We start from the raw sequence: 13,527 nt of genomic DNA, 5'->3' as shown, positions 1-13,527 counted from the left end.
CTTGAAGTGAATACCTGACCGCCATTCTCGCACAAGCTGAGAGAAGGCGGTTTTTTTGCACAGAATAGTAGGAGTAACATCGGGCGCAGCACGAGGAGGGGCTATGAAAGGTAAGGGGAAATATCACATCTGGCTAATCGGTTTGCTATTGGTGGTAGTAGCCTCATTAACTGCCTGTACTTTCGGTCAAAAGCCATCAGATGAACACAAGCTTCCACCGACTAAAACGGTTGTCGAAGGTGGGACATTAGTTATCGCCCGCAAGTTCGATGCAGGAAATCTGGACCCTCATTTTATTTCTACAATTAGTGCAGCCAGCGTTGTTTATCAAAAAGTTTACGAGGGACTGGTCACGCGAGATATCAATATGGTGATTCAGCCCCAGCTTGCTACGGAGTGGAAGCAAATAGACGATGTGACGTGGGAATTCAAGCTGCGTCATGGCGTTGTTTTTCACGATGGAACCGAGTTTCGCGCTGATGCGGTGAAAAAAACGTTGGATCGTGTACGTGACCCGCGGGTAGGGTCAACAAGAGCTGCTATGTTTGACAAAATAAAAGAAGTGAAGGTCTTGGACGACTATACCGTACAAATTCGTCTTTCTGCCCCGTTTACCCCCATTCTTTCCATTTTGGCGAGTCATGAAGGAAGCATCCTGAGTCCCAAAGCAATAGCCACCTACGGGAAGGATCTTTCTCATCATCCCGTTGGCACAGGACCGTTTACGTTTTCGTCGTGGACAGCGGAGAAAGAAATCGTCTTGAAAGAGAACCAGCAGTACTGGGGCAATAAACCCAATCTGGATCGGATCATTTTTCGCGTGATTCCGGATGATGAAGAAAGAATTGAGCTGGTAGAGCAAGGAGATGCCCAGATTGCCGAATCCATTCCTGTGACTGAGATTGATCGGATTCAGGCGTCACAACAGATGAGGATTTATCGCAGTGAGGCGCTCGGCACTGAATTTGTGGGATTCAACGTCGCTAAAAAGCCACTAAATGATTTGCGCGTACGCCAAGCAATCAGCTATGCAATCGAAACGAGCTCCATCATTAAAGGGGTATATAACAATGTCGGCACACAAGCAAATTCCGCACTTGGCCCCAAAGTATTCGGGTACTCCTCTGTACTCAAGAAATATCCATACGATTTAAATAAAGCGAGAGATTTGCTTGACCAAGCAGGTTATCCAGATGGATTTACCACTACGATCCTTACCTATGACAGAATGGACCGTATCAACGTTGCCGGAGTAATTCGATCTCAGCTAAAAGGGATTGGCATTGATGCCAAAATCCAGGTCGTCAGCTATGATGCCTTCGTAGATACGCTGGAAAGAACAAAGGAGCACGACATATTTGTGAGCGGCTGGGGCAATGCGACTGGTGATGCTGATTACAACCAGTACAATCTCTTCCATACGATTGGTGGAGGGAGAGGAAATAGCTTTATGTACAGCAATCGGGAGCTGGATCAATTGCTCGAAGCGGGAAGAGAGGCAACAGATACAAAAAAGAGATTGAGCATCTATGCCAAAGCGCAAGAGTTGGAAATGCAAGAAGCGTTGATCGTACCTTTTCGCAATCTGGAAAATCTGGCTGCCATCCATAACAGCATCGAAGGCTTTGCAATGAGTCCAGCCGGTTATCTCATGCTAGATAAGGTCATGATCAAAAAATGAACGAAAAGCACTCTTCATTTCAAGAGTGTCTTTTCCTTTCGATGTAAAACTATAAGTACATAGGTTATAAGTATAAACAGAATAGTGATATTGTATAGAATTGTGAAAAGTGGTGCAGTATAACGAAAAATATTTTTAGTTAAAATAAAAAATAGGAGAGAGGCAAAGTGAACACCGTAGAGAGAATAAGCAAATTTGTTGGGGGCACTTTTTCCATTTGGGTAATTCTGTTTGCCATTCTTGGATTTTTTGCACCTGAGGCTTTTATTGGAGGAAAAGGGTATATATCGATCTTGCTCGGCGTAATTATGTTCGGAATGGGGCTGACGCTATCATCGGCTGATTTCCGGGAGGTTTTTCGTCGGCCTGTTGACGTTCTCATCGGAGTGGTTGGACATTATCTCATCATGCCATCGCTTGCCTATGTCTTGGCTGTCGCTCTCAATCTTCCGCCAGATATTGCAGTTGGGGTAATCTTGGTAGGCTGCTGTCCGAGCGGTACCGCGTCCAATGTCATGACGTACCTTTCCAAAGGGGATGTGGCCTTAGGCGTTTCCGTTGCAGCTGTATCCACACTGATCGCACCGATCGCCACCCCTGCACTCATTTCGCTACTAGCCGGTCATTGGATGGAGATCAATACGCAATCATTGTTCATGGATATTGTAATGGTCGTCATCGTTCCGATTGTGTTCGGCGTCATCGTCAAGGCATTGTTTCATAAACAGGCGGAAGCGAGCGCGAAGGCATTGCCACTCGTTTCAACCGTCGCAATTGTATTGATCGTGGCCATCGTTGTTGCCATTAATAAAGGAAAGATCGTGGAAACTGGCTTAATCATTTTTGCCGTTGTTATTTTGCATAACGTATTGGGTTATTTATTGGGCTACCTTTTTGCCAAGCTGTTTGGTTTGAATCTGGCGAAACGCAAGGCCATCACTTTAGAAACAGGGATGCAAAACTCCGGCCTTGGAGCTGCCTTGGCAGCGGCTCACTTTAATCCGCTTGCTGCTGTACCAAGTGCCATTTTTAGTGTGTGGCACAATATTTCCGGATCAGTTCTGGCAACCTGGTTTGCCAAAAAAGAAGAGAAGTAATCATAACCCTCGTGAGAATCAAGGAAAGCAATTGATTCTTATGAGGGTTTTTACATGACGGTTTATCTTTTTGGAAAAATGGGAATTTACAAAAAACAGGGAAGTGATTGGCTGTACTTTGGCTTTTTTCTAATACATATGATAGCGAGGGACTTTTTTGATCAAGGTAGCTTGGGTAATCGGTAAACTGGCAGCAGGTATTTTCCTGTCTATTTTCTATATAAAGCTCCTCTTTCATCATCACGTGTTTACATTTTCATTATTCGGCACGGATAATCGAAACTTGAATTACTTTTTCCCTGCTCTTGTAAGTGGACCGCTTTTGGTTTTCTTGCTTTCCAGCAGAAAATGGAGTGTGGTTGGGTTTGTTGTGCTACTGCTTATGGTTGTGCCGCCGAGCATCGATGTTCGTCAGCAAGCGGCAATGAAAGCAGAAGAAGAAAGAGAGTATCAGGAGCATTTGCGCAGACAAATGGCAGCGGAAGAGTCAGCTCTTCCTGTCATTGCAAAAGCATATCCAGGGAAAATAACTAATCAAGAATTTGATGGTGGTCCATGGGGAGATTGTACATCCATTCTTACCCGTGTGGAAGGAAGTCAAGGAACGATCTTGTACGAGACAGATGACGACTATAACGAAATTCCTACACCGTATCTCTTTTTGAATACGCCCTAGCAGAATTTTATTGGAAAAGAAATAAATTTCAATGTGATAAAATATCAGGTTCATGTGACGAAAATAGGGGGAACTATGTCATAATGAGTAGGTACTCTGCTTGAGGTAGGGATCCACAATTAGCAAAAGGGCTCTCCGCTTCACCTAGCCCAAGCGAAAGGAACGTCACGATGAACATTCTACATAACCGAAAAAAGTACCAACTCGCTCTTGTAGCATCTGCCATCGTACTACTTGCTGGATGCAGCAGTCTTGCCGCACCTGGTCAAACGGATACGAGCACGCCTGAAACGCCTAGCGTACAGCCGAAACCATCCCAGCCAGCGGAAACAAAGCCGACAGAACCGGATACGTCTGGCGCTGATCCAGTAAAAGAGAATCCGGCAGAACAAGAAAAGCCAGCTGAAAAGCCGCCAAAGCAAGAGCCAGCAAAGAAACCTTCAGACACCATCGAACTGCCAGATTTGGCGGTTGTAGCTGAGCCACAAAGCATGACGGTACTGGTCAACAAACAGCAGAAGCTGCCGGAAAACTATACACCAAATGATTTGGTATTTCCCAATGTTCCATTTTTGCTCCCGGAGAAGAGTGAGAAGCGAAAAATGCGCAAGGAAGCGGCGGATGCACTTGAGCAACTGTTCGCTGCTGCGAAAACGGATGGTGTTTCGCTGGCAGGAGTATCTGCTTACCGCTCTCATGCCTACCAAAAAGCGCTGTTTAATCGCTACGTACAAAAAGACGGGCTGGAGAAAGCGCGTACGTACAGTGCAGTTCCTGGTACAAGTGAGCACGAAACAGGTCTTTCGATTGACGTTTCCGGTATCAATGGAAAGTGTGCCGCTGAAAGCTGTTTTGGCGGTACAAAGGAAGCAGAATGGCTCGCCCAGCATTCCGTGGAGTTTGGTTACATCATCCGCTATCCTGAAGGAAAAGATGGGATTACCGGCTATATGTATGAACCATGGCATATTCGCTACGTTGGCGTTGATGCGGCAACAGAGATTAGTGAAAAGGGAATCACACTGGAAGAATACTTCGGTGCTGTTCCTGTCACGGCAGAAAGTAATTAAGGTACAAGATACGAAAGCAAAGAGCTGGCTAGACCGGCTCTTTGCTTTATAATTGGATTTTTGGAAAAGCGGTATTTTCGTCCTCAAGCTTCGCACAGTCTGCTTTTAAAAAACTATGCTATAATGATCACGGGTGAAGATAATGAGCGAAAAATCAATCAGAGAACGAATTATTGAAACATCCATGCGCTTGTTTGAAGCGAATGGGTATCATCGGGTGACCGTTGATCAGATTGTAAAGGAAAGCGGAACATCAAAAGGGGGCTTTTACCACAACTTTAAGTCCAAGGATGAACTGCTCTACATCATTCATGATCAATTTATTACATACGTATTGGAAAAGGCAGAGGAAGCGTACGAGCAATGGGATACGCCGACAGAACGACTGCAAGCGATCGTGAAATCCTTCGTGATGATGATCGATTTGTACCGGTCACAGGTCACAATTTTTTACCAGGAGAGCTTGTTCCTCTCTCCAGAGTACTTCAAGGATATAGAGGTCAAAAGGGATCGCTACAAACAAATCATGTTTACGGTTATTCAGGACGGTATCGCCTCAGGTGAATTCCGCCCCGAGCTGCCTGTTCCGATTGTATCCATGGCGATTTTTGGAATGGTCAACTGGATTTATAAGTGGTATCAAAAGTCAGGTACATATTCAATCGAACAGATTGCTGATATTTACGCGGATATGGTGCTGCACTCCGTATTAAAGCGTGATGCGATGGAAAACCCGGATTTTAATCGCTTTTTTTTACAACATCCGGATTTCCCGTATAAGCCATCGTAACAAAAAGGTGGATGGCCAAGGAAACAGCGGCTATGCTCAGCTAGTGTAGAACAGCAGGGTCCTAGTCGCTTGGCAGCCTTGTTTTAAAAAAACGAGCTCTACAGACCAACTAGTTGGTCTGTACTATTATTCAGACATTTGGTATAATGATCGAGAGACCAACTGGTCGGTCCTGAACGATATTGCTAAACCAACTAGTCGGTTTGTGCAAAATATAAGCTGACATGGATAACAGGAGGAATCTTTGTGCTTACCATTTATGAACTGAGAGAACTTGTAAAGCTATTGGAGCAAACCGATGTAGAATCATTCGAAGTGAAAAATGAGGATTCACGCTTATCGATAAAAAGAAGACTTGGCGAGCAGCCTGTAATAGTTCAGACTCCGGTGACCCCGGCGAAGCTCGCTATAGTTCCCCCAGTCGCCCCACCAAAGGCAGAAAAACCGGAGCAATCCGCTCCAGCTGCCATTCCTGTGCAACCACCTGCGTCTCAAATGGAAGATACAGAAAACCTGTACCAAATTACATCCCCCATGGTCGGTACCTTTTATGCAGCTCCAGCAGTAGATGCAGCCCCATACATCTCAGTTCGCGATCAAGTACAACCGGCTACTATTGTATGCATTGTCGAAGCCATGAAACTGTTTAATGAAATTGAAGCTGAGGTCAAAGGCGAAATCGTCCAAATATTAGTAGAAAACGGCCAATTAGTCGATCAGGGACAGCCATTGTTCCTGGTAAAGCGGGTATAATAGCGATAGCATTGATTGAATCGGGGGAGGTCAGGTTTCGTGAATAAAGACACATTGTTTACAGAATTCTCTGTGCCAACGTATGAACAATGGAGAGCAGCAGCAGAGAATTCACTGAAAGGTGCTTCATTTGACGCAAAGCTCTTGACCAAGACTGTTGAGGGGATTACGTTACAGCCGATTTATCGCAAAGAAGATACGGAGAGAATACCACACACAGCTGACCTGCCAGGAGTGGCACCCTTTGTGCGAGGGACAAAAACAATAGAAGAACGGCAGACGCAAAGCTGGCATGTCAGCCAGGAAATTGTGGCGAATACAGCGGAAGCATTTAACCAAGCCGCGCTTCACGATTTAGCGCGCGGACAAACGATGGTAAACATAGTCTTGGATCGGGCAACTGCTATCGGTCTGGACCCGAACGAAGCAAAACCGGAACAGGTTGGAGATAGAGGATTATCCCTTTTTCGCAAAGAAGATGTAGAGGTGGCGCTTCAGGGGATTGATCTGGAAAAGGTTCCTTTTTATGTAGAGGCAGGAGCACTAGGTTTACCAATACTTGGGCTATTTATTGCTTATGTGGAAGCAACTGGCAAGGATACAATGAAGCTTTGTGGATGTATTGGTCAAGATCCTTTCAACGAATTACTTTCAGCTGGAAAGCTGCCTTTCTCAGTGAATACTGCATTCGATGCGATGACCCATTCTACTCGATGGGCGAGTAAGCATGCACCCCAACTGAAAACTATCCTCGTGGGCGCTCACCCGTATCATCAAGCGGGTGGGAATGCAGTCACAGAGCTTGCATTTTCATTGGCGACCGGCGTTGATTATATTCAGGCATTGCTCGAACGTGGGTTGTCAATTGATGAGATTGCACCACGTATTCAGTTTTCATACTCCATTGGATCGGACGTTTTTATGGAAATTGCCAAGCTCAGAGCAGCAAGAATGCTTTGGTCAAACATCATATCTTCCTATGGCGGTTCTACTGAATCACAAAAGATGACGATACATGCGAGAACCTCTGCTTGGACAAAAACGGTTCTTGATCCTTACGTAAACCTGCTTCGTTCTACTACGGAAGCGTTTTCAGCGGTTGTCGGCGGAGTAGACAGTCTGCACGTCTCTACTTTTGATGAAGCGATTCGCCCAGCGAATGAGTTTTCCCGTCGGATCGCGAGAAATACCCAAATTATTTTAGAACAGGAAGCGCATTTGTCCAAAGTGGTTGATCCTGCAGGCGGTTCCTGGTATGTAGAATGGCTGACGGATGCGCTGGCCAAAAAAGCGTGGGAGCTGTTTTTGCAAACAGAAGAAAAAGGCGGAATGCTAGAATCCCTGAAAGTAGCAGGCCCGCAAACTGTGATCGAACAGTTAGCTAAAGTAAAGTCCTCCAGCATCGAGCAGCGGAAGGCAAGAATCGTAGGTACAAACATGTACGCAAATGTTCAGGAGCAGTCGCTTCAGCAAGAAACACTGCCAGCTATCTACGATGAACGGAAAGAAGCGATAGCATCTCAACGAGCTGAGAAGGAGCAAAGCATTTTTGCCAAACAGCTGGAGCAACTGGCTGGAATAAACGACAATCAGGTACAGGCTGCGGTCAAGGCTGCTCTTGCAGGAGCTACCATCGGAGATTTATCCAAAGCGGTGAGACAGTCCGATCAGGTAGAAACAGTCATTCAGCCACTGCGCTTGCATCGGGCATCGGAGGCATTTGAAGCATTGCGCAAGCAGTCAGATATTCATTTGAAAAAGACAGGGAAACGACCGCAAGTCTTTTTGGCCAACATGGGTCCTGTCTCTAAACATAAAGCAAGAGCAGACTTTTCTACAGAGTTTTTTGCCGTTGGTGGTTTTGAAGTCATTCGCGAGCACCAGTTTGCAACCCCAGAGGATGCAGCGCAATCCGCTGTACAGTCAGGGGCAGCGATAACGGTGATTTGCTCCGATGATGCGAGCTACCCGGAGCTGGTGCCGTCTTTGGCACAAACGATCAAACAGTCGAATCCGCGAATGCTTGTGCTGATTGCGGGATTGCCTAAGGCAGAACAGCTGGCGAGCTATCAGGCACAAGGAGTCGATGATTGTATTCATATCCGAACGAATTGCTACCAAATGCTACGCCAACTCCAGGAACGGATAGGAGTGATCTCATGAAGCAGAGGCCTGATTTTTCAAAGGTGCCATATCGTGCAAAACGGGACATATCCGATTTGTTCCCGAGCCAAGCATTAAGTGACGAAGCAAAGCGAATAGTGGATGAACAAATTTGGCAAACGATGGAGCAAATTCCCGTTAAGCCTCTCTATACAAAAGAAGATATCGAAGGAATGGAGCACCTGGGCTATATGCCTGGTCTGCCGCCATATTTTCGTGGGCCCTATCCGACGATGTACGTGGCACAGCCATGGACGGTTCGTCAGTACGCTGGATTTTCAACAGCCGAGGAAAGCAACGCCTTCTACCGCCGCAATTTGGCTGCTGGGCAAAAGGGGCTTTCCATCGCCTTTGACCTGGCAACACACAGAGGCTATGATTCCGATCACCCGAGAGTCGTAGGGGACGTAGGAAAAGCAGGTGTGGCCGTTGATTCGATTCTGGACATGAAAATTTTGTTCGACTGCATCCCGCTGGATAAAATGTCAGTTTCCATGACGATGAATGGTGCTGTGCTCCCGATCATGGCTTTTTACATTGTGGCAGCCGAGGAGCAGGGCGTTTCCCAGGCTGAGCTGACCGGAACGATTCAGAACGACATTCTCAAAGAATATATGGTGCGCAATACGTACATTTATCCACCAGAAGCATCGATGAAAATTATTTCCGATATTTTTGCGTACACCTCCCAGCATATGCCCAAATTCAACAGCATCAGTATTTCAGGGTATCACATGCAGGAAGCAGGAGCCACTGCCGATATCGAGTTGGCGTATACATTGGCGGATGGGCTGGAGTATGTACGGACCGGATTAAAAGCGGGAATCGATATTGATGCCTTTGCACCGCGGTTGTCCTTCTTCTGGGCGATCGGAATGAACTACTTTATGGAGATCGCAAAGATGAGAGCTGGACGCCTGATATGGGCAAATCTCATCAAGCAATTCAATCCAAAGAACGAAAAGTCGATGGCACTGCGTACGCACTCGCAGACTTCCGGCTGGAGCTTGACTGAACAGGACCCATTCAACAATGTCGTCCGGACTTGCGTAGAGGCGATGGCGGCTGCCCTGGGGCACACCCAGTCTTTGCATACAAACGCACTCGATGAAGCGATTGCCTTGCCGACAGACTTTTCCGCGCGCATCGCCCGCAACACACAATTGTTTTTGCAAGACGAGACGCAAATCACTAAAGTCGTCGATCCGTGGGCAGGCTCCTACTACGTCGAATCACTGACCAAGCAATTGGTCGAGCGAGCCTGGGAGCATATAGAAGAAATTGAGGCACTGGGAGGCATGGCAAAAGCGATCGAAACCGGATTGCCCAAAATGAAGATCGAAGAGGCAGCAGCACGCCGTCAAGCGCATATTGATTCAGCTAAAGAAGCCATTATCGGTGTGAATAAATATCGCCTCGACAAGGAAGATCCGCTGGAGATTCTTGAAGTTGATAACACAGCCGTACGTGAAGCACAGCTGAAACGATTGCAGGAGCTCCGGGCAAACAGGGACGAAGCGAGAGTTCAGACAGCATTACAAGCAATTACGACATGTGCCGAGACAGGAGAAGGCAATTTGCTGGAGCTAGCTATCGAAGCCGCTCGTGCGAGAGCAACTCTGGGTGAGATTTCGGATGCTTATGAAAAAGTTGTCGGTCGCCACAAGGCTGTTATCCGATCCATCAGCGGTGTGTACAGCTCGGAATATGCGGATGCAGACGAAGTAGCTGCGGTTCGCAGGATGGCTGACGAATTTGAGCAATGGGAAGGTAGACGCCCTCGTATTATGATCGCGAAAATGGGTCAGGATGGACATGACAGAGGAGCCAAGGTCATTGCTACTGCATTTGCAGACTTAGGCTTTGATGTCGATATCGGACCGCTGTTCCAAACGCCAGAGGAAACGGCTAAGCAAGCGGTAGAGAACGATGTTCACGTCATCGGATTTAGCTCGCTGGCAGCAGGACACAAAACATTATTGCCTCAACTTGTTGACGAACTGAAAAAGCTTGGGCGCGAGGATATTGTTGTCGTCATCGGTGGAGTCATTCCGCCACAAGACTACTCATTCTTGAAAGAACACGGTGCGGCAGCCATTTTTGGACCGGGAACTGTGATTCCGATCGCAGCTCAAAATGTACTGCAAGAGGTTGTGCGTCGCCTGGAGGCTGGGAGTCTATGAGTGATGGTGCAAGCGATAAAACTTCCTTGACCTTTTCTTCGAAAGTCCGTCTACCCAAACTCAGCGTTGACCAGTTTGTACAAGGCGTACTCGATAACAATCGGACGATCCTTGCTCAGGCGATCACGCTCGTAGAAAGTAATTCACCGGTTCATATGGATATGGCGCAGGAAGTCATCAAAAAGCTTCTTGGTCATACCGGCAATTCGATTCGAATCGGGATTACGGGGGTTCCCGGTGCTGGAAAGAGTACGTTCATTGAAGCGTTCGGTACCATGCTTTGCGAAAAAGGACATCGTGTAGCCGTTTTAGCAGTCGATCCGAGCAGTACCGTGACACGCGGCAGTATTTTAGGAGACAAGACGCGGATGGAGCTGCTGTCGCGAAATCCACATGCGTTTATTAGACCGTCTGCAACAGGTGGCACATTGGGTGGGGTCAATCGAAAAACGCGGGAAACCATGCTCATCTGTGAAGCTGCAGGCTACGATGTGATTTTAATAGAGACAGTCGGTGTCGGGCAAAGTGAAACGACAGTCAGATCCATGGTCGATTTCTTTTTGCTGCTCATGCTGACAGGAGCAGGGGATGAACTGCAGGGGATCAAGAAGGGTATCATTGAAATTGCGGATGCCCTCCTGATCAACAAGGCAGATGGAGAGAACCGCACACGGGCACTGATTGCAAAGGGCGAGTATAATCGTGCTCTGCACTATTTGCAGCCAGCAACGGTAGGTTGGGAAACAAAAGCATATATGTGTTCGGCTCTGACGGGTGAAGGGATCGGGGATATATGGAATGTCGTGAATGAATTTCGCGAAAAGACGATACAGACAGGTAGGTTCGCTGCCCGTCGCAAGGCACAGTCGCTCGATTGGATGCACAGCATGACGCAGGATTATTTGCGAAGCATGTTCTTCAACCATCCACAGATCGCGCATCTGTTACCGCAAATGGAGGAGGCAGTCACGAGTGGTCAGCTGTCTCCTACGAGTGCAGTACAACAGCTAATTGCTATCTTTGAACATGCAATCTCGAAAAAGGAATAGAGAGAAGGTCGGACGTGTGAGCAATATGTATGAAAAAATCGATGAGCTGATGGAGCGAAAATATAAAATTCAGCTGGGTGGCGGCGATGCACGAATCGACGCACAGCATAATCGTGGCAAGCTGACCGCACGAGAACGTATCGAGCTGTTGCTTGACCCGGACACCTTTATGGAGCTGAATCCGTTTGTAGAGCACCGTGCGACCCATTTTGGCCTGGATCAAATGGAAGCGCCAGGAGAAGGCGTCGTGACTGGCTACGGAAAAATTAATGGTCGCCCTGTTTATTTGTTCGCGCAGGACTTTACGGTATTTGGTGGTGCGCTTGGAGAGATGCATGCCATGAAAATCGCCAAAGTCATGGACCTTGCAGCGAAAAATGGTGCCCCCTTCATTGGGCTGAATGATTCTGGCGGTGCGCGCATCCAGGAAGGTGTCAGCTCCCTGGATGGCTACGGGACGATTTTTTACCGAAACGCGATTTACTCGGGTGTCATCCCGCAGATTTCTGTGATTCTAGGTCCGTGTGCAGGTGGCGCTGTATACTCTCCAGCAATTACAGACTTTGTGTTTATGGTTGAGAAAACGAGCCAAATGTTTATTACGGGACCAAAAGTAATCGAAACGGTAACAGGGGAGAAAATCTCTGCTGAAGATTTGGGCGGAGCCAAGGTTCATTCATCGGTGAGTGGTAATGCACATTTTACAGCTGAATCCGAGCAAGAGGTATTGGAAGGTGTGCGCAGACTGCTGAGCTTTTTGCCGCAAAACAACCGGGATCATGCCCCCGTGGTAGAGCCGGGAACACGCGAGGATTGGCAAGAGGAACTCATCGAGCTTGTACCTGCCGAGAGCACCAAGGTGTACGATGTTCGCAAAGTCATTGAAAAAATCGTGGATCATGGCGATTTCATGGAAGTCCAGCCTAATTTTGCCCGCAACATCGTGATTGGATTGGCACGTATTGATGGACATAGTGTAGGTATCATCGCCAATCAGCCAAAGATCATGGCAGGTGGACTCGATATTCATTCGTCCGATAAACTGGCTCGGTTCATTCGCTTCTGCGATTGCTTTAATATCCCACTGTTGACCTTTGAGGATGTGTCAGGTTTCTTCCCAGGTGTTAATCAGGAGCACGGCGGCATCATCCGCCACGGTGCCAAAATCTTGTATGCTTACTCCGAAGCGACTGTGCCGAAAATTACCGTGATATTGCGCAAGGCTTACGGTGGAGCTTACGTTGCCCTCAATTCAAAATCGATCGGTGCCGATGTCGTTTACGCATGGCCGAATGCAGAGATTGCTGTGATGGGACCAGAAGGAGCGGCCAACATTATTTTTGCAAAAGAAATTGAACAAAGCGCCGATCCTGTTGCGACAAGAGCAGAGAAAATCGCCCTTTACCGTGAAAAGTTTGCCAATCCATACGTGGCGGCGAGCCTCGGCATGGTCGATGACGTCATTGATCCACGCGAAACACGGAAAAAGGTAGCAGATGCGCTGGAAATGCTGCGAAATAAAAAAGAGGAACGTCCATATAAAAAGCATGGGAACATCCCATTGTAAGAAATATAAATTCTTATTCGTAAAAAAGGGGAGAATCGGGAATGAAGCTTCATGACCTACGGGAATTTATCAAGCTGGTGAACCAGTCTTCCATCGAGGAGCTAGAGTGGCAAAATGGCAAAACCAGCATCGTGATTAAAAAGGGCGCGCCTGTATTCATCGCCTCCTCCGAACAACCTTTGCAGGTGAAGGATGCAGAAAGCGGCTACCAAGAGGCGGCCGCTACGGCAGAAGCAGCTGTGGAACCACAAGAACAATCCGCTCCCGTAGAGGAGACGCAGCTGGTCGTTTCACCTGGCGTTGGACTTTTTCATGCTGATGTGACTTTGGGACAAGCGGTTAAAGCCGGTGAACGGGTCGGGCGTTGTACAGTTGACGCTTTGCAGCTAACCTCCGACATCCTTTCTCCCGTAAATGGAGAAATTACAGAAATACTCGTGATGGATGGCCAGTTTGTAGACTTCGGAAAAGCATTGCTGGCGATCAAACCATACTAGG

Annotated in this window: 11 protein-coding genes; all 11 read left to right on the top strand. The window is 47.4% G+C overall.

The genetic code is table 11. From position 1 onward, the window contains the following. The first annotated feature begins 103 nt into the window (after positions 1-103). On the top strand, positions 104-1,681 hold the full coding sequence (locus SB752_RS03555) for a glutathione ABC transporter substrate-binding protein (protein ID WP_410714364.1): 1,578 nt from the start codon (positions 104-106) through the stop codon (positions 1,679-1,681). 167 nt (positions 1,682-1,848) lie between these two features. Further along, positions 1,849-2,778 carry a bile acid:sodium symporter family protein gene (locus tag SB752_RS03550; RefSeq protein WP_410714363.1) on the top strand — a complete coding sequence of 310 codons (930 nt, stop codon included), beginning with the start codon at positions 1,849-1,851 and terminating at the stop codon, positions 2,776-2,778. Between the two features lie 157 nt (positions 2,779-2,935). Further along, positions 2,936-3,454, top strand: a complete 519-nt coding sequence (locus SB752_RS03545) for a hypothetical protein (RefSeq protein WP_410714362.1) — start codon at positions 2,936-2,938, stop codon at positions 3,452-3,454. A 170-nt stretch (positions 3,455-3,624) separates the two neighbouring features. Continuing rightward, the gene (locus tag SB752_RS03540) at positions 3,625-4,524 is read left to right on the top strand and encodes a M15 family metallopeptidase (protein ID WP_410714361.1); all 900 of its coding nucleotides are present in this window, start codon (positions 3,625-3,627) and stop codon (positions 4,522-4,524) included. 142 nt (positions 4,525-4,666) lie between these two features. Then, the gene (locus SB752_RS03535; protein ID WP_410714360.1) at positions 4,667-5,314 is read left to right on the top strand and encodes a TetR/AcrR family transcriptional regulator; all 648 of its coding nucleotides are present in this window, start codon (positions 4,667-4,669) and stop codon (positions 5,312-5,314) included. Between the two features lie 246 nt (positions 5,315-5,560). Then, positions 5,561-6,067 carry an acetyl-CoA carboxylase biotin carboxyl carrier protein gene (accB, locus tag SB752_RS03530; protein WP_410714359.1) on the top strand — a complete coding sequence of 169 codons (507 nt, stop codon included), beginning with the start codon at positions 5,561-5,563 and terminating at the stop codon, positions 6,065-6,067. 39 nt (positions 6,068-6,106) lie between these two features. Further along, on the top strand, positions 6,107-8,230 hold the full coding sequence (locus tag SB752_RS03525; RefSeq protein ID WP_410714358.1) for a methylmalonyl-CoA mutase family protein: 2,124 nt from the start codon (positions 6,107-6,109) through the stop codon (positions 8,228-8,230). Continuing rightward, positions 8,227-10,413, top strand: a complete 2,187-nt coding sequence (gene scpA / locus SB752_RS03520; protein WP_410714357.1) for a methylmalonyl-CoA mutase — start codon at positions 8,227-8,229, stop codon at positions 10,411-10,413. The genes SB752_RS03525 and scpA overlap by 4 nt, the downstream gene beginning before the upstream one ends. Continuing rightward, complete coding sequence (gene meaB / locus SB752_RS03515) at positions 10,410-11,462, top strand: methylmalonyl Co-A mutase-associated GTPase MeaB (protein ID WP_410714356.1); 1,053 nt, start codon at positions 10,410-10,412, stop codon at positions 11,460-11,462. Before scpA ends, meaB begins: the two co-directional genes overlap by 4 nt. A gap of 25 nt (positions 11,463-11,487) precedes the next feature. Then, the gene (locus tag SB752_RS03510) at positions 11,488-13,029 is read left to right on the top strand and encodes an acyl-CoA carboxylase subunit beta (protein ID WP_410714729.1); all 1,542 of its coding nucleotides are present in this window, start codon (positions 11,488-11,490) and stop codon (positions 13,027-13,029) included. A 41-nt stretch (positions 13,030-13,070) separates the two neighbouring features. Further along, positions 13,071-13,526 carry an acetyl-CoA carboxylase biotin carboxyl carrier protein gene (locus SB752_RS03505; protein ID WP_410714355.1) on the top strand — a complete coding sequence of 152 codons (456 nt, stop codon included), beginning with the start codon at positions 13,071-13,073 and terminating at the stop codon, positions 13,524-13,526. The last annotated feature ends 1 nt before the right edge of the window (position 13,527 follow it).

The organism is Brevibacillus sp. SIMBA_040, assembly GCF_046535075.1.
GTDB lineage: Bacteria > Bacillota > Bacilli > Brevibacillales > Brevibacillaceae > Brevibacillus.
The sequence above is the reverse complement of the archived record's forward strand: the minus strand, read 5'-3'. Positions and strand labels throughout refer to the sequence as shown.

Excerpts from the sequence above, each read along its gene's own strand:
- SB752_RS03555 (WP_410714364.1), top strand. The coding sequence starts at position 104 with ATGAAAGGTAAGGGGAAATATCACATCTGGCTAATCGGTTTGCTATTG.
- SB752_RS03540 (WP_410714361.1), top strand. The coding sequence starts at position 3,625 with ATGAACATTCTACATAACCGAAAAAAGTACCAACTCGCTCTTGTAGCA.
- SB752_RS03535 (WP_410714360.1), top strand. The coding sequence starts at position 4,667 with ATGAGCGAAAAATCAATCAGAGAACGAATTATTGAAACATCCATGCGC.
- scpA (WP_410714357.1), top strand. The coding sequence starts at position 8,227 with ATGAAGCAGAGGCCTGATTTTTCAAAGGTGCCATATCGTGCAAAACGG.
- meaB (WP_410714356.1), top strand. The coding sequence starts at position 10,410 with ATGAGTGATGGTGCAAGCGATAAAACTTCCTTGACCTTTTCTTCGAAA.
- SB752_RS03510 (WP_410714729.1), top strand. The coding sequence starts at position 11,488 with ATGTATGAAAAAATCGATGAGCTGATGGAGCGAAAATATAAAATTCAG.
- SB752_RS03505 (WP_410714355.1), top strand. The coding sequence starts at position 13,071 with ATGAAGCTTCATGACCTACGGGAATTTATCAAGCTGGTGAACCAGTCT.